Raw genomic sequence first — 20,228 nt, 5'->3', positions numbered from 1 at the left:
CATCCGCCAAGGCCGGTTCAGCGCGGCGAGGTGGCGCGATCGCCGACCGAGATCACATTGGAGGCGTCGGTCACCAGCGCGTACGACACGCCGGGAAACACGCGGAAGACAAAGGCGAGGCCGTAGCGCTCGTCGGGCAGGCGGATGCTGCGGTTGTGATCGGTCCGGTCATGCACGGTCTCGCCAGCGCGCGACAGCGCCAGCACTTGCCCGGGCTCGAGCCCGGCCTTGCTGCCGACGTTGAGCACCACCACCTGCCTGGCACCGCCGAATTCGACGCCGCCATAGACCTTGGCAACGCGGCCGTCGACCTCGGTATCGGGCGCATGCGGCATGTAGCGCACCGCTTCGCGCGCCGGCTGCGGCATCAGCAGCGTGCCCACGCCCATCTCTTGCTGGGCCTGCGTGACCTGCAGCGTGGAAACCGCATCGGGACCCTGCGCGCCGCGCGCCAGGCGAACGTTGCCTTCGTATTCGGCCTCATAGCCCAGCACGGCGTTGGTGACCGGATCGCGCACCGGCGTGACTGGCCGGTAGGCCTGCCAGTCGCTGCCGGCTGGCGCATCGGCGGCAATGCCGCGCGCGTAGGCGCTGTCGTCGCGGCCCAGGTACACCCGCGATTCAGGCACCGCGACGATCCGCGCCGACGTTGCGAGCGTGCCTTCATCGACCACCAGCGGGCGAATCAGGAACGGCTCGATATCGCTGGCAGAAATGCTGAGGATGGCGGCGCCGTCCGCGTCGCCACCACGTATGCGAGGCGACAGCTGCACGGTCCCGTTGCCGGCGGGCGTGGTCGACAGCCAGGCGCGGCCCTCGCTCTGGATCAGGTAAAGGATCTGGCCGGGGTAAATCAGGTGCGGGTTGCGGATCTGCTGCTGGTTCATGCCCCACAGCTCGGGCCAGCGCCATGGCTGGCGCAGGTATCGGCCCGAAATGCCCCACAGCGTATCGCCATTGCGCACGGTGTACTGCGAGGGCGCATTGGGGGCGAGATCGGCGATCGGGATACCCTGGCGGGCAGTGCGCTGGGCCTCGGCCTGCTGCGCCGCCGTGACCGTCAGGTCCGCGGCCCGGACGGGCAGGCTCGCCGCGGCAGTGATGCTGGCGGCACTCAGCAATGTAAGGGTGAACGCGTGCAGCCTGCGGCCCGACGCCGCCTGGTGTTCTTTGGTAAGATCGCGCATTTTCCTGAACCGGCCGGTGGTTCGGCCGGATTGACCCTGGAGAGCGTGCCTGCTTCGGCGCGCCTTGATTTTTTGTACTGGCGCCCCGATTCTGCATGTAAAGTCCCGACGCCGCAACGCGGCAGGGCCGCTCGCTGACGCGGGCGTTGCGCCCTAGCATCATGGCAAAACTCGACATCCTGACCTACCCCGATCCCCGCCTGCACACCGTCGCGAAACCCGTCGCGGCCGTGGACGACCGCATCCGCCAGTTGGTGAAGGACATGGCCGAGACCATGTACGAAGCCCCGGGCATCGGCCTGGCCGCGACGCAGGTGAACGTCCATGAGCAGGTCGTGGTGATCGACATTTCCGAAACGCGCGACCAGCTCCAGGTCTTTATCAACCCGGAAATCGTCTGGGCCAGCGACAACCGCAAGGTATGGGAAGAGGGCTGCCTGTCGGTGCCCGAGGTCTATGACCGCGTCGAGCGCCCCGACCGCGTGCGCGTGCGCGCGCTCAACGAGAAGGGCGAGACCTTCGAACTGGACGCCGACGACCTGCTGGCCGTATGCATCCAGCACGAGATCGACCACCTGCGCGGCAAGGTCTTTGTCGAGTACCTGTCGCCGCTCAAGCTGAACCGCATCAAGAGCAAGCTGCAGAAGCGCGAACGCACGCGCATGTAAGTCGCGCACGGCATCGGCGAGAAGCCCGCGAAGATGTAACAGCACGGCGGAATCCGCCGCCTGCGCTCGACACGCGCGCGGGGTCTGCTATCTTTATGACTTCCGAAGAACAAACGTACCGGCCGCGATAGCGGCCGGTTGCGCTTTCAGCCCGCGCTTTCAGCCAGTATTCACCTCGGAACCTGCCATGTCTCAAGCCAAGCCCCTGCGTGTCGCCTTTGCCGGCACGCCCGAGTTCGCGCGCGTCGCGCTTGAAGCCATCCACGCCGCCGGCTTTCCCGTGGTGGCCGTGCTGACGCAGCCGGACCGGCCCGCGGGCCGCGGCATGCAACTGCAGGCGAGTCCGGTCAAGCAGTACGCAATGGCCAACGGGCTCGGCCCGGTGCTGCAGCCCCGTTCGCTGCGCCGGCACGGCAAGTATCCGGAAGAGGCCGCGGCGGCCGTGGACACGCTGGCGGAGCTCGCCCCTGACGTGATGGTGGTCGCCGCCTACGGCCTGATCCTGCCCGCGGAGGTGCTGGCGTTGCCGCGCCTGGGCTGTCTCAACATCCACGGCTCGCTGCTGCCGCGCTGGCGCGGCGCCGCGCCGATCCACCGCGCCATCGAGGCCGGCGATGCCGAGACCGGCATCACGCTGATGCAGATGGACGAAGGCCTGGACACAGGCGACATGCTCACGCGCGAGGCCATGCCGATCGGCGCCGACGACACCACCGGCACGCTGCACGACAAGCTGGCCGCGCTGGGCGCGCGCATGACCGTCGGCGCGCTGCAGGAACTGGCCGCGGGCCGCGCGCTGGCCGCGACGAAGCAGCCCGAAGCCGGCGTCACCTACGCGGAGAAGATCGCCAAGGACGAGGCACCGCTGGACCTGCGCCGCCCGGCCACGGCGCTGGCCAGCCAGGTGCGCGCCTTCAACCCGTTCCCCGGCGCCACCGTGCAGGTCGGCGATACCGTCATCAAGTGCTGGCAGGCACTGCCGCTGGCCGCGGCCAGCAGCCTGCCGCACCCGCCCGGCACAGTGCTGGCGGCCGATGCCGGCGGCATCATCATCGCCTGCGGCGGCGGCAGCGCGCTGCAGGTCACCGAACTGCAGAAGCCGGGCGGGCGCCGCCAGCCGGCGCAGCAGTTCCTGCAGGCCATGCCGCTGCCGCCAGGCACGCGCTGCGCGGTGCCCGGCAATGGGACGACACAGGCATAATCGGTCAAGGCAGCGGGTCAAGGCAGCGCGGCAAGCACTTCGTGTGCGCCATGCGCCATGGTGCGGCGGGTGGGTAGCATCCTCCGCAAGCAGTTGAATTTTCTGGTGTTGGCCACTATCTAACGGTCATCGCACCGGCATGTTCTGCAAGTCTTGCAACGGCCGGCGCGGTCCACTACATGGAGATCACCGCAATGTTCAACTGGGTCAAGACCTTCATGCTGATGGCGGCCATCACGGCGCTGTTCATCGTCATCGGCGGCATGATCGGCGGACGCAGCGGCATGATGATGGCGCTGCTGCTCGCGCTCGGCATGAACTTCTTTTCCTACTGGTTCTCGGACAAGATGGTCCTGCGCATGTACAACGCGCAGGAAGTCGACGCCAGTACCGCGCCGCAGTTCTACGGCATGGTGCAGGAGCTGGCGCAGCGCGCCAGCCTGCCGATGCCGCGCGTCTACCTGATCAATGAAGACGCGCCGAACGCCTTCGCCACCGGCCGCAACCCGGAACACGCCGCGGTGGCGGCGACCACCGGCATCCTGCGCGTGCTGTCCGAGCGCGAGCTGCGCGGCGTGATGGCGCATGAGCTGGCGCACGTGCGCCATCGCGACATCCTGACCTCGACCATCGCCGCGACCATGGCCGGCGCGATCTCGGCGCTGGCCAACATGGCGATGTTCTTCGGCGGCCGCGACGAGAACGGCAACCGTACCAATCCCATCGCCAGCATCGCGGTGGCGATCCTGGCGCCGCTGGCGGCCTCGCTGATCCAGATGGCGATCTCGCGCGCGCGCGAATTCGAAGCCGACCGCGGCGGCGCCGAGATCAGCGGCGACCCGCAGGCGCTGGCCAGCGCGCTGGACAAGATCCATCGCTATGCGCGGGGCATCCCGTTCCAGGCGGCCGAGGAGCACCCGGCCACGGCGCAGATGATGATCATGAACCCGCTTTCGGGCGGCGGCATCGCCAACCTGTTCTCGACCCACCCGGCGACCGAGGAACGCATCGCGCGCCTGATGCAGATGGCGCAGACCGGGACCTATCCCGCCTGACCGAGCGGTAGTTTGCGAAGCCCTTGGGGACCCCGCCGGGGACCCGATGTGGCGGCAATTCCGGAACGCGGCTCCCACACAAGGTAAACTGCCCGCTGGTTTCAACATGGACCAGCGGGCATTTTTGTTGCCCTCGCCCGGCTGTCCACCGATTCACGACTTACCTGCCGCCTCGCCGCTGCCTGACCGATATGCGCCTGCCTCCCGATTCGCTTGCCTTCCAGATGCTTGGCGCCGCCGCCGCGGTACGCGCCGTCAGCGAAGGCACCGCCTTGCCGCAGGCGATCGAGGACGCCGCCGCGCAGCTGCGCCTGGACCGCGTACGCGATGCCGCCACGCGCGGCGCGCTGCAGGACATCGCTTACCGCACCATGCGCCAGTTCGGCACCGCGCGTGCGCTGGTGACCAAGCTGGTCACGCGCCCGCCCGGCGCGCAAGTGGACTCGCTGCTGGCAGTGGCACTGGCGCTGCTGCTCGAGCAGGCGCCGGGCCAGCGGCAGGACAAGGACAGCCAGGACGCGGCACAGGGCGCAACACAGGGCACCCCGGGCCGCGCCGGCTACAGCACCTTCACGGTGGTCGACCAGGCGGTCAGCGCAGCCGCCTCGGAACCCAAGACCGCGCATGCGCGCGGCCTCGTCAACGCGGTGCTGCGCCGTTTCCTGCGCGAGCGCAAGGCGCTGCTGGCCGAGGTCAACCGCGACGAACAGGCGCGCTGGAACCTGCCGCCGTGGTGGCTGCGCATGCTGCGCGAGGCGTACCCCGAGCAGTGGACCGATCTCGCCGCGAGCGTCAACGTGCGCCCGCCGATGACGCTGCGCGTCAACACCGCGCGGGTCAGCGTGAAGCAATACCAGACCGACCTGGCCAATGCCGGCCTGGCCGGCACCGTGGTCGGCCCGCAGGCCGTGCGCCTGGTGCGCGCGGTGCCGGTGACGCAATTGCCGGGCTTCGCCGAAGGCGTGGTGTCGGTGCAGGACGCCGGCGCGCAACTGGCCGCGCCGCTGCTCGAGGTGGCCGACGGCATGCGCGTGCTCGATGCCTGCGCCGCCCCCGGCGGCAAGACCGGCCACCTGCTGGAGCTTGGCGACATCGACGTGACCGCGGTGGAAAGCGACCCGCAGCGCGCCACCCGCATCAACGAAAACCTGGCGCGCCTCGGCAAGCAGGCCCGCGTCGTGGTGGGCGATGCCAGCCGGCCCGCCGACTGGTGGGACGGCCAGCCCTTCGACCGCATCCTGGCCGACGTGCCGTGCTCGGCCTCGGGCATCGTGCGGCGCCATCCCGATATCCGCTGGCTGCGCCGTGAAACCGATATCGCCAAGCTGGTCACCGAGCAGCGCCGCATCGTGTCGCAGCTGTGGCCGCTGCTCAAGCCGGGCGGCATCCTGGTCTACGTCACGTGTTCTATTTTCCCAACGGAGGGTGAGGAGCAGGCGCGCTGGTTTGGTGCGCAACTGGCAGATGCGATACGATTGCAGGCGCCGGGGCAGCTGCTGCCCGGCACCCGTACGACAACGCCCCCGGCCGGCGAACAAGGTGAAAAGGACCCCGGCCACGCCAGCCTGCCATCGGATCACGATGGCTTCTTCTACGCCCGCTTCCAGAAACGCGCCTGATCTGATCCGATGCTGAGCACGCCGCGCCCGTCAGACTGCCGCGTTACCGTGGATTTCGCCACGGGAATGACGCAACTGCGGACGCACCTGCTGGCGCGCATGCGGGTGGTGCTGATGCTCGCGCTGGCGCTGCTGCTGTGGCTGCCGCCTGCCGCCCATGCGCAGGTGATCGAGGCCACCGAGGCCCGCATCGAATACCAGGACGGCGGCTTCGAACTGGCCGCGAGCTTCGAGTTCGACCTGCCGCCCGCGCTGGAAGACGCCCTGCACAAGGGCATCTCGCTCTATTTCGTGGTCGATTTCGAGCTGACGCGGCCGCGCTGGTACTGGTTCGATGACAAGCCCGTCAACACCAGCCGCAGCGTGCGTTTGTCCTACCAGCCGCTGACGCGGCAATACCGCATTTCCACCGGCGGCCTGCAGCTGCCGTTCTCGCGGATGACGAGCGCGCTGCAGTTTATCCAGCGGGTACGCGGCTGGCGCGTGTTCGAGCGCAACGCGATCAAGCCCGGCGAGAGCTATCACGCGCAGGTGCGCATGCGGCTGGACCTGTCGCAACTGCCCAAGCCATTCCAGATCAATGCGGTCAATACGCGCGACTGGAACCTGGCTTCGGACTGGCGGCGCTTTATCTACACGGTGCCGACGGACCTGAACGCGGTACCAACGCCGGTGCCGGTGCCCGCGGTGCCGGCGCCGCCGCCGGCCTCGCCGCCGCTGCCCGCTTCACCTGTCGTGCCGGCAGTGCCTGCGCCCGCATCCGCGCCGGGCGCACCCGCCGCCGCAGTGGACCCGCGCAACACCGTGTTCGTGCAGGCGGCGTCGGCCGCGCTGTCGACCGCGCTGCTGGCGCAGCCGGCCCTGTCCGCCCTGTCCGCCCTGTCCGCCTCAAGCCAGCCATGAACACTTCGCTGTGGGACAGCCGTTTCCGCCGCGTGCTGTATCGCGTCGTGGCGGGCATCATCGCTTTCCTGGCGCTGGTGCTGGTCGGGCTGCTGGCCGGAGCATCGGCCAATACCGAATTCTTCGACCGCTATTTCACGCTGCTGTTCAAGGTGAACCTGGTGATCGGCGCGCTGCTGGTGCTGACCATCGGCGCACTCGCGGTGACGCTGTGGCTGCGCTACCGCCGCGGCAAGTTCGGCACGCGGCTGATGACCAAGCTGGCTGTGTTCTTCGGCGTGGTGGGCGTGCTGCCGGGCGTGCTGATCTACCTGGTGTCGCTGCAGTTCGTTTCGCGCAGCATCGAGTCGTGGTTCGACGTGCGCGTGGAAACCGCGCTCGAAGCCGGCCTCAACCTGGGCCGCGCCACCATCGACAGCGCGCTGGCCGACCTGCAGGGCAAGGCGCGGCTGATGGCCGAGCAGCTGGCCGGTTCGTCGGGCGTGTCAACGTCGCTGCAGCTGAGCCGGCTGCGCGAGCAGTACGGGGTACAGGAGGCGGCGATCTTCACCGGCAGCGGCCGCGTGCTGGCGAGCGCATCGAGCAATTACGCGGCGCTGGTGCCAGACCTGCCCTCGGGCGTGCTGGCCGAGCAGGCGCGGCTGGCGGGCGGCTACGCCGCGGTCGAAGGCGGCACCGATACGACGCAGGACAGCCAGGGCGCCGAGCGCGTCGACAGCAGCCACCTGTACCGGCTGCGCGTGATCATCCCGCTGGGCGCGGCGCCGACCACCGCGCAGGAGCAGATGGCTGCGAGCGTGCCGAGCGCGGCACCGCGTTCGCGCTGGGCCGGGTCGGGCCTGTCGGTGGAACGCCGTGCCGAGGAATCGCCATCGAGCGGCTTCGGCCTGGTCGGCGAGACCGTGCGCGAGGAGCGCTACCTGCAGGTGCTGCACCCGGTGCCGGCCGTGCTCGCGCGCAATGCCGACGAAGTCCAGCGCGCCTACCAGGAGTACCAGGAGAAAGCGCTGGGCCGCACCGGCCTGCGCAAGATGTATATCGGGACGCTGACGCTGACGCTGTTCCTCGCGGTCTTTATCGCGGTGATGCTGGCGCTGCTGCTCGGCGGCCAGCTGGCGCGGCCGCTGCTGATGCTGCTGCAGGGGACCAAGGAAGTGGCCGAGGGCGACCTGTCGCCCAAGCGCGAACTGAAGAGCCGCGATGAGCTTGGCATGCTGACCCAGCAGTTCAACCAGATGACGCGGCAGCTGGCCGAGGCGCGCCTGGCGGTCGAAGAAAACCGCGCGGCGCTGGAGCAGTCCAAGGCCTATCTTGAAAGCGTGCTGCAGAACCTGACCGCGGGCGTGCTGGTATTCGACCGGCGCTTCGTGCTGATCACCGCCAACCCCGGCGCCGAGCGTATCTTCCGCCAGCCGTTCGGCGCCGTGCTGGGACTGCCGGTGGAACAGATCCCGGGCATGGGCCCGTTCGGCGAGATCGTGCGCCAGGCGTTCTCGGACCAGAGCACCAGCAAGATGCTGGGCGGCGCCGAGCATTGGCAGAAGCAGATCGAGCTGCCGCAGGGCCACGGCGGCATGGACGAACAGCCGCTGACGCTGCTGGTGCGCGGCGCGCGGCTGCCCGGCGGCGAGCGCGACGAGCCCGGCTACGTCATCGTCTTCGACGATATTTCCGATGTGATTTCCGCTCAACGCTCGGTGGCCTGGGGCGAAGTGGCCCGGCGCCTCGCGCACGAGATCAAGAACCCGCTGACGCCGATCCAGCTGTCGGCCGAGCGGCTGCAGATGAAGCTCTCGCCCAAGCTCGAAGGCACCGACGCCGACGTGCTCAAGCGCGGCGCTGCGACCATCGTCAGCCAGGTGGCGGCGATGAAGCGCATGGTCGACGATTTCCGCGACTACGCGCGCACGCCGCCCGCGGTGCTGCAATCGCTGCAGCTCAACAGCCTGGTGTCAGAGGTGCTGCATCTGTATGGCATCGACGATCCCGCGGTGCACGAGCATCCGGTGATCCATCCGGCGCTGGGCACTGCGCTGCCCGAGATCAAGGGCGATCCGACGCAACTGCGCCAGGTCATCCACAACCTGCTCCAGAACGCGCAGGATGCGGCGGCCGAGAACGTCGCGGCGGGTAGGGCGGCGCCCCATATCACTCTGAACACCGAGACTGTAGAATACAAAGATTCTGCCGGCGAAAACCGGCAGGCCGTCAAGCTCACCATTGCGGACAATGGTCCCGGCTTTGCACCACGGATCCTGAGCCGTGCGTTCGAGCCCTACGTGACTACCAAAGCCAAGGGCACTGGTCTCGGGCTTGCGATGGTAAAGAAGATCATTGACGAACACGGCGCGCGCATCGAGCTGCGCAATCGCATGGAAGGTACGGAGGTCGTCGGCGCACAGATCTCGATCCTGTTCGTTAAGCTGACATAGTCAACATTTGGCGGTCCGCTCCGGAACGCTGCGGTGGGTTTAAGAGGGGAAGTATGGCAACCATCCTCGTAGTCGATGACGAAATGGGAATCCGGGAGCTGCTCTCGGAGATCCTCAGCGACGAAGGCCACGTGGTCGAACTCGCGGAAAACGCGCAGCAGGCGCGCGAATACCGCGCGGCCGGCACGCCCGATCTCGTGCTGCTCGATATCTGGATGCCCGATACCGATGGCGTCAGCCTGCTCAAGGAATGGTCCGCGCAGGGCCAGCTGACCATGCCCGTCATCATGATGTCGGGCCATGCCACCATCGACACCGCGGTCGAGGCCACCAAGATCGGCGCGCTGAATTTCCTGGAAAAACCGATCGCGCTGCAGAAGCTGCTGTCCGCGGTGGAGCAGGGCCTGGCACGCGGCATCGAACGTCCGCGCAGCGCCCCCGCCACCGCCGTCGCGCCGGCAAGCGCGCCTTCGGCCGAATCCGCCGGGACCACCACCGCACCGGAAGCCGTGGCCGAGACCACCACCAACGGCAGCCCCGCACGCGTGCCCGAGGCCGAGATGCAGTTCTCGTTCGACATGCCGCTGCGCGAAGCGCGCGACCTGTTCGAGCGCGCCTACTTCGAGTACCACCTGCTGCGCGAGCACGGCAGCATGACCCGCGTGGCCGAGAAGACCGGGCTGGAGCGTACCCACCTGTACCGCAAGCTCAAGCAGCTCGGCGTCGAACTGGGCCGCAACAAGCCCGAACCGGCCGAGCAGTGAGAGTGGGCCGGTGATGCAGATGTCGCTTGACGGTGTCAGAAATAACCGTTATAGTTTTCCTTCTTTGGCCCGGTAGCTCAGTCGGTAGAGCAGAGGATTGAAAATCCTTGTGTCGGCGGTTCGATTCCGTCCCAGGCCACCAGACAAATCAAGGGGTTGCAGCGCATCGCGTTGCAACCCCTTGTCCGTTTTGGGCGCCGTGTAACCACCTTGTAGCGGATTGCGGCAACGGCCCAGCCCCCGCCAACACCAACTCGCCCCGCGACAAGAAAAAGTCCCTACCCGATTTAGGGGAAATCGCCGAGCGTCGAATCCCAGTCGCACACCGATCACAAGTCCACCACTGCGACTACCGCGGGCTCCGCGGTCCACGTAGCCCCGTCGAATGGCCTCTCAGAGCTGGCGGGGGATGCCTCTGCCTTCGCGCAAGCGCGACTGCCATCCGGGCCAGACAAACTACACATCCACGGGGAAGGGGGCCAAAACGTGGATACCGATGGCTGGATACCGCCTCCCCGTCGACCTACCATTCCTGGATCGATACGGAGATGCCCATGCACACTACTGCAGCGCTTGCCCTTGGCTTCATCGTGCTGGGAGCAGCCGGTCTATGGTTGGTCGTACGGATAGGCTGCGCCATTGGCGACCGGCGGCGCCGGCGTGAGTGGGCAGCGAGAGAGAAGTCCGGCTGCATCACCGTCTGCGAGTATGGCCCGAACGGGCCGAATGGCATCCGCTGGATCGTGCGTCGCCCTCTCTCGGAGCGTCCCCCTCGGACGGATGTCGAGGTTCCTGCTTTCCTGCGCAAACACTCGCTTGAAGACGATTGATGATAGCTTTTCGATGCCCCAAGGTACCGCGAACGCGGGTGCTAAAGGCGTGACCTTCACCGGCACTTACGACTCTGCATACGACATTCAGACACCCGTCAGTGCGCTTGCAGGCAACTACTCCGGCGCTTCCGCAGTCATCAATGGCTCGTCGCCGATGACACTTACGGTCCATGCCGATGGCTCGATTTCTGGGTCCGCCGGTACTAGTCCGAATGTCTGTGATTTTTCGGGCACGATTGCCCCTCGGGCTACCGGTAAGGCGATCTATAACCTCACTGTGAAATATCAAGGCGGCGCTTGCAGTATGGGCACGAGTACGGTCTCGGGCTATGGAATCGCCGACACGACTGGCGGGGGAGCCACCACGCTGTATGCGGTTGGGCTATTGCCTGACCGAAGCGATGGTTTCTTGGGCGTTGCTACCAAGACTAGTGGGCCGGCACAGTGATCGAGAAAATGTTCGGGGTGCCTTAGGTTCGAGAATGCCTAGATGTTGGCCGGCCCGGCGCTACGGAAAGGGACTTCACCGTTTCCCTCGTCTGGACTGGCCGCGGTTACCCCTTGCGTACTGAGGTTAGCGTACCGGTGCGAACTAACGGCCCAAGCGGCGGTTCAAGGCGTCGGCCTGAGAAAACCTACCGAAGTGGCCACGGATGCGTTCTGCCCTGTCACTTGCTCACGCGAGTCGACCCCTTCGCTGGTAGCTGGTTGACCCCGCCTATCAGTCCTCGCGCCCAGGCTGCTGCTACTCGCGGCAGCCTGGCTTTTTTGCGCGGTGACAACGAAATGTGGATTTTTGTTATATCCACATGGAAACTCAGTGCGAGGTGGGAGTATTCCCATCAAGGCGGAAACCCCGTCAACAAAAGCAACGTCGAGCCGAATGGCCGAATGCATGGGTCAATGCCTCACCCCGTTCTTGCGCCGCGCTACACCTACCGCACCGAACCGCTTGCGGTAGTCTAGCGCGGAGCTGCGGTTGCAGACGATCTGCGGCTGACCTTAAAATAAATTAAATCTGATATTAAATTTTATAATCTGAATCCTGAGATGGCATTCTAGGAAGGTTCCTAAATCTCGGTCAGCGCGATGCCGATATGATTCAATGCCCGGCTTATTAGCCGGGTTCCCGGGCGCGCTCACGGCGGACTCTTCCCCCCCATTGCAACCGAGCCCCATCAAAGGGGGGCCGGGCATTTTTGCCGTGTGGTGTCCCGGTGTCCCTGTGCGGCATAGCAGTTGCCGTCGGCATGAAAAGAAGCAAGGAGGCGATGCAGCATGTGGAGTCATTCATCAACGAAGCGAGCGAGGTTCAGGCGCCCGCTGTTTGCCGCCCTTGCTGTACTGTTCGTAGTGGCTGCGACGGTAGTAGTTGGCCCCCGAACGGCCTCGTGGGCCGGCCCCTTTGATCTCCCCAAGGGGGATGATCCCATTATTGGCGACCTCGGGGGTGTGCCGGTTTCTGTCCCTGTCAACTACATCCACCTCGTGACCGAATACGACGGCGATCCAAGCGTATTCGACCCGGAACGCCGCAAGTGGACGCCGCCAGTCCGCACCTTCGCCTCAAAGATCAACTCGTTACCGCTGATGGTGCATTTGCCAGATTTTGCGCCGAGGACCCCTGAGAACGAAGCTAGCTATTACCGGACGCAGAAGTCAATCGCAGCGCCGATTGAGTGGCTGCCTATCGGGATCAGCGCTAGCACGTCATTGAATTTGAGTGATGAAAAATTAGAAAGCGGAAATTTATATGATCAAAATAAGAAAATCGAAGGGCTGTCGAAATTCCGCAACAAGCGATACGATCTGAAGGCCGAGACGATTTATGGATTAACTGAATACAGATCAGAAGAGATTGTGCATTATCCGAGCGGCCCCGCCACCAAAAAGGAGCGCCTGTTTTTTTTCACAGACAGCGGCAAGGATGTTGCATTTATTGAGTGCAATGCTAATGGAGAGCCATTTGAAGAAAGCCGTCGCAATGTTTGCACACATCGGTTTTCCTTGTATCCGGCCATAAAGGCAGAAGTATCTCTCCAGTATGACGCTCGCACATTGAGTCAGTGGATGGAGTACCAACGCAAGGCGCGCGAACTGATCTTGAGCTTTCGCGTGCAGCCCAGCAAGGGTGCAGGCATACCTGCTCGTCAACAAAAATAAAAGCGTACACCCATGCCAAAGTCCATCTCAGCACAATCGTTAAATGAAATTAGATTTCAACTCAATTCTGGCAAGTTAACGCCATCTCAGGTCTACAGCCAGTTTGAACAGTATGGCTACAAATACGCGGGATGGGCCGGTGGCGTGGCCGATGCTAATACTATCGCAGGGGCGTCGGCACTGACCTACATGCAAAACTTCGCCAAGGAGTTAGGCAAGCCGCTAACCGGCGTGCAGATTGAGCGAATTAAGCTTGATATGGCGAAAGGCTATCTCGACGCGCTATATCAACAAACAAATGAAGGCAGCCTGCCCGTCACGCGCGATATTAATAGTCGTGAGGTGTGGAATTTTCACAGCAAGGTCTTTGAGGACAATGGTCTTCGGCCCGGGGCTTGGACCCTGGACACGCCGTTTCGCGTGATAGAAAAAATGGGTGGCCCGGCCCAAGTCGAGCAGTACTGGAATATGCTGCGCGACACGGGTGGTGCCTACGGCGATGCATTATCAGCCAACATCTACACGCTCGGGGTCATGTATGGGGCCGCATCCTCACCTGATCCCTCCATCCGCGCCATGGCCAAGGACTGGCTGGAAAAGGCCCCCGGGGTGACATCGGGAAAAGAGCTTCAGAATCTTCTCGACGCTGTCACCCAGTTGGATAAGGTAGGCTTCCTTGATTCGATTGGGGTGGATGCAGTCAATACACTTCAGCAAATCCGCAATGAAGTCGAGGACCAGTTCAAGCATATCTTCGACAAACTGTTTTCGGATGCCACCGGCGCAAATGGTGTCGGCAATGCGCTTGCGGCACTCGGCGGCGACAGTATTCCACTGGTCGACAATGGCGGCACTTATTCCGACGCGGCGACGCCGACAGAGGAGGCGATTCTTGCTCAGCGACAGGCTTTCGCTGAACGAACCGCCAACTGGCAAAGCACCATCGAGCGCCTCTACGGTAGGGACGTTTCCCTTTACACGCTGGATGACGGCACGCGGGTTCTGGTCGACGGACAGCAAAAGGTGCTTGCCACTGTATCCATCGAAGGCGGCGATGTTCGCCTAACAGGTCTCCATGGCGAGATAGTCTCGGTCCAGGCGGACGGCCAACTTGCCGTAGCCGGCCCGGCGACAGATGGCTTGTCATCCGGCGAAATCCCCACGACGCCTGAAACGACACCCTCGGTGACACCTGAACCGGAATCACCAGTCACCCCAACTGCGGTACTCGGCAGCGTGCAAAGCATGCTGTCGCTCATCCAGGCCATCGACGCGGGCAACACGGTGGCCATCGCGGCCGCCAGTGCGGCGATGCTGGCCAATCTGGACGCGCTGCGCACCGACGTACATTTGCTGCCCAACGGCGTTGGGACGGGCCTTAACGCGCTGGCAGCGGGTCTGAACCTGTACAACGCCATCCAGGATGGCGACGGCTTGGGCATCGCGGCGTCCGGCCTAAACCTGGGTAGCCAGGCAGCGTTGATCTACGCCAACCTCCTCAAGGATGAAGGGCTGGCCTTGTTCCAGGCTGGGGCTGCCGAAGCGGGCAGCCTCTTGGACCTTGCGGGAACAATGGGCCAGGCGGCAAGCGGCCTGGCCCTGGTGGCGAGCATCGTATCTCTGGTGATGGCCATCGAGGACGGCAACGGCTACCAGATCGCCAGCACCACGCTCGGCACCGCTGCGGCAGCATGCGCCACGGCGTCTTACATGGGCTACACGGTCTACGCGTCCTACTGCCCACCGCTGGCATTCGCCGCCATGGCCGTTGCGATGATTGGCGCGGCATTTACCGACGACGATATCCCGACGCTCGAAGGCGAAGCGACCGCCGTCTGGAATCCGGATGGCAGCATCCATGTGCTGACCACCGTCGATACCGAGCAAGGCGGCGACACGCCGACCAAGATGCTGCAGGGCCTCATCGATAGCCTGCAGCAGTCGCTTGCCGCCCAGGTCGATGCCAACGGCGATCCGCTCTACGCCATCATTCCGCAGCGCCTGCCGACGATCGGCTACGCCTACGATCCGGATAGCTACCTGGGCAACATCGCCGGCGACGGGGGCGGCGCGCCCGGTCACCTGTACCTGAAATGGATTGACGAGAACGGTCAGGAGCAGACGCGCTATTACGATGGCGCCGGCAGTCGTGGCCAGGAAGGCCAGGCATCGCTGATGCAGGAATTCATAGCGCATGCGTTCAAGGCAGTTGTGCCGGCCTGGGAGGCCGAGACGGTGCTGGCCGCCATGAACGAACACGGGGCACTGACGCCTCCGGGCACGGGCAGCATTGACGAGAACCGGGCGCGCGTCGCGCAGCAGTTGCACAACCAGGATTGGCAAAGTCCCGACGATGCAGCCGGCATGCCCGAGCAGGACGCCGACGGCGTCCACCAGCACTTCACCGCGCTGACCGTTGATCTCAAGCCCGAACTGCCCGCTGCAGCGAACCCCGGGCGGATCGGCAAGAACGTCGATCTGGACGGCTATATCGAGCAAACCGACTGGGTTAATGCCAACCAGGGCATCCTTTCCATCGATGTGAACGGGGATGGCAGGATCAGCCAGAACGAAATCCTGACCAATGACCCGGATGCGGCTGCTAGTCACGCACGAAACAGCCTGCAGTGGCTGGACATCAACCACGATGGAAGGCTGGACGCGTCCGACCCTGCCTTTGCCGCGCTGGGCATCTGGCTGGACGTGAACCGCAACGGCCAGACGGACAAGGGCGAGTTCGCCTCGTTCCTCGACCGGGGTATCGCTAGTCTGGACTTCACCAGCACGCCGCCGGTGCTGCGGGCCGCCGACGGCAGCGTCATGAGCGTCACCGAGCAGCACCTGACCGCGGATGTACGCGGCGACGCCTATCAGGCGGCGTTCGTGGACACGGACGGCGACGGACAGCTCGACGCCTTTGCCGGAGTGCTGCACACGAAGGAAGGCGGCGAGACGGTCCTGAACGCGGTTGTCACCCACGACTACACCGGCGAAGCCGGCCATACCCATGGGGGTGAGGCCGCCCAGGACGCCAGCGGCGAAATGCGGGTCGAGGAAGGTGATACCACGATCCGCACCGCCAGCGACAAGCAGCATGAGCAGGTCCTGGCCGAGGACGTCATTGCCGTCGGCGACATTCGCGTGTCCGACGGCGAAGGACTCACGTCAGGCGAGACCACGGCCACGGATGTCGATGCCGGCGATGGCCGCCTGACCTCCAAGGGCAACGCCAGCAATAGCAGGCCGCCGCAGCGCACCGAGACTGTCCGCCCGGACGATGGCCGCGTCACCAGCGCGGCGCCGACGAATCCCGCAGACGCCTACGCCGCGATCCGGGATGAGTGGATCAAGAGCAGCGAAAGCCCGCTTAGCGGCGCCGGCGCGCTGGTTGGCGTGGGCATCGGCATGGTGGCCGGCGTGACCGGCGCCGAGGCTGCGGGCAGCCTTGAGCCGGATGCGTCGCTGGCCGTCGATACCAGCGGCAACAACACCGTCAGCCGCGTATCAGGCATCACGGATGCAACCGACGCATCGATCGCCTCCGCCGCGCCGCCCCTGTTCGTAGCGCCCCCGGTCGAGTCGCTGCCGCCCAGCCGCCGCCCTGCCAGCTCTGGCCTGGACCAAGTCCTGACGGTGGACGTGGCCCCGAGCCAGATCGAGACGGTGGCACCCCAACAGAATCCGGATGGCACAGGTTCCGGCACGGCAACCACTACTCCACTGCCCGAGCGGACCGTTACCGGTCCCAACGGTGAGGACGTACGCCTGGCCCCGCCCGACGTGATGGACGAGCATGTGGCCGGTGTAGAGGACACCCGTTATGCCTTCGACGCGGCGGTACTGCTGGCGAACGACACCACCAAGAACTTCATCACCAAGCCGCTGCGGCTGGTCGAGGTGTTCGGCGCCGAGCATGGCACGGTAGCCATCGTGGTCCAGCCCGACGGCAGCCAGCGCGTGGTGTACACGCCCGACCGCGACTACTGGGGGCCGACGCTCTTTCGCTACGTGGTCGAGGACGAGTATGGCCTGCAGTCGCTCGGGCGCGTCTACCTCGACATTGCCCCGGTCAATGATGCGCCGGTCACGGCGGGCGAGAACGTGGCAATGGACGAGGACGTCGGGATTCTGCTGTCGTCCGCCCAGCTGCTTGCCAATGATTTCGACGTGGATACGCCCACGGTCGGCGACGTGCTCAGCATTCTGGGCGTGTCGGATGCCCAGCACGGGTTGGTCAGGCTCGATGCCGACGGCAATATCCGCTTCCTGCCGGATCGTGACTACTTCGGTCCGGCCAGCTTCGTCTACTGGGTCTCGGACGGCAATGGCGGCCTCACGCCTGCCACCGTCAACCTGGAGATTCGCCCGGTCAATGACGCGCCCGTGGTCGCGGGCGAGACCATCGCCACCGACGAGGACACCGTCCTGCTGATCGACCAGGCGACGCTGCTGGCGAACGAGACCGATGTGGACAACCCGCATTCGGACCTGACGGTGTTCTCCGTGCGCAACGGCCAGCATGGCACGGTCGGACTGACCCCGGACGGGCAGATCCGCTTCGTGCCCGAGCAGGACTTTTTTGGCACGGCCACCTTCTTCTACACCGTCTACGACGGCGCGGGCGGCTACACCGAGGCCATGGCGACCGTGGACCTGGCGCCGGTCAACGACGCGCCGATTGTGACCGGCGAGACCTTCAGCGGCAACGAAGATGAAGCGCCCACCTTCACGGCGGCCAGCCTGCTGGGCAACGACCGCGACGTGGACGACCTGCAATCCTCCCTCACGCTGGTGGCGATCGGCAACGCCCAGCACGGCGAGGTCCGGCTGAACGCGGACGGCTCGGTCAGCTTCATCCCGGAAGCCGACTACTTCGGGCCGGCCAGCTTCGAGTACACCGTCTCGGACCCGCACGGCGCCACCACCACCGCGCGAGTCGATATCGACCTGGCTCCGGTCAATGACGCCCCGCGTCTGCGTGACGACGTGATCGATGGCACCGAGGACACGGCGCTCACCATCGAGGCGGCGGCGCTGCTGGCCAACGATGCAGACGTGGATGACCCGCACGAAGCGCTGACGATCACCCGTGTCAACGGCGCCACCCACGGCGCGGTCTCGCTGAACCCGGACGGCACGATCCGCTTCGTCCCGGACCAGGACTTCTTTGGCGATGCCAGCTTCACCTACGAGGTCAGCGACGCGGCCGGGGCCACCTCGACCGCTACCGCGACGATCCACGTGGCGCCGGTCAATGACGCCCCGATTGCCAACGACAACGTGGTCGATGGCCGCAAGGGCATCGCCATCACCATGACGGCGGCGGCCCTGCTGGCCGATGACTTCGATATCGACAACGCGCATAGTGATCTGCGCATTGTCGGGGTGTCGGATGCCGAGCACGGCACGGTGCGCTTGAACGCCGACGGCTCGGTCACCTTCCTGCCCGAGCCCGGCTATGGCGGCTACCCCGGCGCGCAGGGCCACTTCACCTACACCATCTCGGACGGCGCGGGCGGCTTCGCCACCGCCACCACGGCGGTCAACCTGGAGAAGATCAACACCACGCCGGTCGCGGTCGATGATGGCTTCTCGGGCTACGAGGACACGCCGTTCATCATCAACACCGCGCAGTTCCTCGGCAACGACGCGGACCCGGACGGCGATGCCCTGTCGGTCACCCAGGTCGCCAACGCCCAGCACGGCACGGTCGAAATCCAGGCCGACGGGCAGGTGCGCTTCACGCCGGACCCCGACTTCTACGGGCAGGCGTCGTTCCAGTACCTGGTGTCCGATCCTTATGGCGGCCAGACCTGGGCCACCGCATACCTGAACGTGGCAGCGGTCAACGATGCGCCGGTGATCGAGGCCATCGAGTATGGCCGTCCGATCTTCGGCTATTACTACGGGCCTGCGCCGCAGGTCGGCTCCGAAGCACCGGTCGACGGTGGCGGGCCGATCTGGGCTTCCTACGATGCCGATCACAACCGGGACCTGCACTACTTCCAGCCGCTCTATGATGAGGCGCTGGCAAAGTCGCTGGCCGCGCAGGGCCAGTTGCTCGGCGCGAATGGCAGCCCGTACACGCCGGCCCAGTACCTGAACGGCATGCTGAAGCCGCTCGCATTGGATCAGATCGACAGCTTCACGCAGGCGAATTCGGGCGGTGTAGACCTTGCCGTCTACGTTCTGCCGACAGATGATCCGCAACGGCAGATGGGCCGCATCGTCGCCTACGACCCGGACGGCGATTCGGCTGCCATCGTCATCTCGATTGCCCAGGGGCCGCAGCACGGGCACGCTTATGCCAATGCCTACGTCGATACCTTCACGCCCAGCTATGAGGGCCACACCTGGCTGGCCGGGCACCTCCTGCCGGCGACCGACTATTGGCAGTATCTCAGCCACCGTGGCGACCCGTACAACGGCGCGGACAATTTCACCATCCGCGTCCAGGACCCCCAGGGGGGCTACACCGATGTTGTGATCGATGCCACCCACAAGGGCACCAATGCCAGCGGCGGTTTCACGCCGGTGGTGCTGGACCTGAACGGCAACGGGACGGAACTGCTGGCCGCCGACCAGTCGCAGGTCAAGGCGGATGTGAATCACGACGGAAAGACCGAGCAGATCGGCTGGGCGGCAGCGACCGATGGCGTGCTGGGCTACGACGCCGACGGCGACGGTCGCATTTCCATCGAGGAAACGCGCCTGACCAACTTCGCGCCAGGAGCCAAGACCGACGTGGAAGCGCTGGCGGCCTTCGACACCAACCACGATGGCAAGATCAACCAGGCGGATGCCGGCTGGAGCCGGTTCAAGGTGGTGCAGGACGTTGACGGCAACGGCGAATTCACTCAGGCCGAGCACACGTCTCTCGACGAAGCCGGGATTGCCTCGATTGGCCTGGACCGCAAGGGCGACGCTCACCTCGATCACGGCAATGTGGTGTTCGGCACCATTGAGATCACGCACACCGACGGCAGCAAGAGCGAAGCCGCCGACGTGATGTTCGCGGGCAAGGACGTGCCGCTGCCGAGCTTCGCCCTGTACCTGGAGGAAGTCCATGCCGGCATCGTGCCGGCAGAGCCAGATGACCACTCTGCGCTGGCCGCAGACCAGGTTGCAATAGCACAGGTTGAAGAGGCCCACTCAGCGCAAGCATCTAACGAAAGTGGATGGGCGTCGAGATGGCCGTCAGACGATGAGATGAACCGGTGGGTGGCGGTGTTCATCCAGGCATGCAATACCGCTTTGCCGCGTGAGGATATGGGGCAGTTCGGCTATGTGCCGCCGCACGAGCCTACGCCGGCAGAAATCATTGCCAGCGCCGCGCAGGCGGGCTTGAACGACCTCGCCATGGGGGCCGGCTACCAGAACTGATCCCGCTTCATTCTTAATGC

At 65.2% G+C, this 20,228-nt stretch carries 11 protein-coding genes and 1 tRNA gene; 11 read left to right on the top strand and 1 reads right to left on the bottom strand.

From position 1 onward, the window contains the following. Positions 1-17 precede the first annotated feature (17 nt). Positions 18-1,187, bottom strand: coding sequence for a LysM peptidoglycan-binding domain-containing protein (locus tag JTE92_RS30020; protein WP_063240014.1), 1,170 nt, complete (start codon positions 1,185-1,187; stop codon positions 18-20). A 161-nt stretch (positions 1,188-1,348) separates the two neighbouring features. On the opposite strand from JTE92_RS30020, the gene def reads away from it, so the two are divergent. The 11 genes from def (at position 1,349) to JTE92_RS29965 (ending at position 20,208) form a co-directional block, all read left to right on the top strand. After that, a complete protein-coding gene (gene def / locus JTE92_RS30015; protein WP_063240015.1) occupies positions 1,349-1,855 on the top strand; it encodes a peptide deformylase in 507 nt (168 codons plus the stop codon). 187 nt (positions 1,856-2,042) lie between these two features. After that, entirely contained in the window at positions 2,043-3,056 is a 1,014-nt protein-coding gene (fmt, locus tag JTE92_RS30010; protein ID WP_063240016.1) for a methionyl-tRNA formyltransferase, read from the top strand. A gap of 194 nt (positions 3,057-3,250) precedes the next feature. After that, positions 3,251-4,111, top strand: a complete 861-nt coding sequence (htpX, locus tag JTE92_RS30005) for a zinc metalloprotease HtpX (protein ID WP_063240017.1) — start codon at positions 3,251-3,253, stop codon at positions 4,109-4,111. A 191-nt stretch (positions 4,112-4,302) separates the two neighbouring features. Continuing rightward, the gene (gene rsmB, locus JTE92_RS30000; protein WP_063240018.1) at positions 4,303-5,730 is read left to right on the top strand and encodes a 16S rRNA (cytosine(967)-C(5))-methyltransferase RsmB; all 1,428 of its coding nucleotides are present in this window, start codon (positions 4,303-4,305) and stop codon (positions 5,728-5,730) included. A gap of 9 nt (positions 5,731-5,739) precedes the next feature. Continuing rightward, a complete protein-coding gene (locus tag JTE92_RS29995) occupies positions 5,740-6,633 on the top strand; it encodes a DUF4390 domain-containing protein (protein WP_063240019.1) in 894 nt (297 codons plus the stop codon). Then, the gene (locus tag JTE92_RS29990; protein ID WP_063240020.1) at positions 6,630-9,065 is read left to right on the top strand and encodes a sensor histidine kinase; all 2,436 of its coding nucleotides are present in this window, start codon (positions 6,630-6,632) and stop codon (positions 9,063-9,065) included. The genes JTE92_RS29995 and JTE92_RS29990 overlap by 4 nt, the downstream gene beginning before the upstream one ends. 53 nt (positions 9,066-9,118) lie before the next feature. Next, positions 9,119-9,829 (top strand): response regulator, encoded by a 711-nt coding sequence (locus JTE92_RS29985; RefSeq protein WP_063240021.1) that lies wholly within the window; start codon positions 9,119-9,121, stop codon positions 9,827-9,829. Between the two features lie 66 nt (positions 9,830-9,895). After that, a tRNA-Phe gene (locus JTE92_RS29980) sits at positions 9,896-9,971 on the top strand. Positions 9,972-10,645: 674 nt separating this feature from the next. Further along, on the top strand, positions 10,646-11,110 hold the full coding sequence (locus JTE92_RS29975; protein ID WP_147318540.1) for a hypothetical protein: 465 nt from the start codon (positions 10,646-10,648) through the stop codon (positions 11,108-11,110). An 830-nt stretch (positions 11,111-11,940) separates the two neighbouring features. After that, positions 11,941-12,825 (top strand): hypothetical protein, encoded by an 885-nt coding sequence (locus tag JTE92_RS29970; RefSeq protein WP_147318539.1) that lies wholly within the window; start codon positions 11,941-11,943, stop codon positions 12,823-12,825. A 12-nt stretch (positions 12,826-12,837) separates the two neighbouring features. Continuing rightward, positions 12,838-20,208: a cadherin-like domain-containing protein gene (locus JTE92_RS29965; protein ID WP_084254674.1), complete on the top strand. Its 7,371-nt coding sequence runs from the start codon at positions 12,838-12,840 to the stop codon at positions 20,206-20,208. Positions 20,209-20,228 lie beyond the last annotated feature (20 nt).

It is taken from the genome of Cupriavidus oxalaticus (assembly GCF_016894385.1).
GTDB classification, from domain to species: domain Bacteria; phylum Pseudomonadota; class Gammaproteobacteria; order Burkholderiales; family Burkholderiaceae; genus Cupriavidus; species Cupriavidus oxalaticus.
The sequence above is the reverse complement of the archived record's forward strand: the minus strand, read 5'-3'. Positions and strand labels throughout refer to the sequence as shown.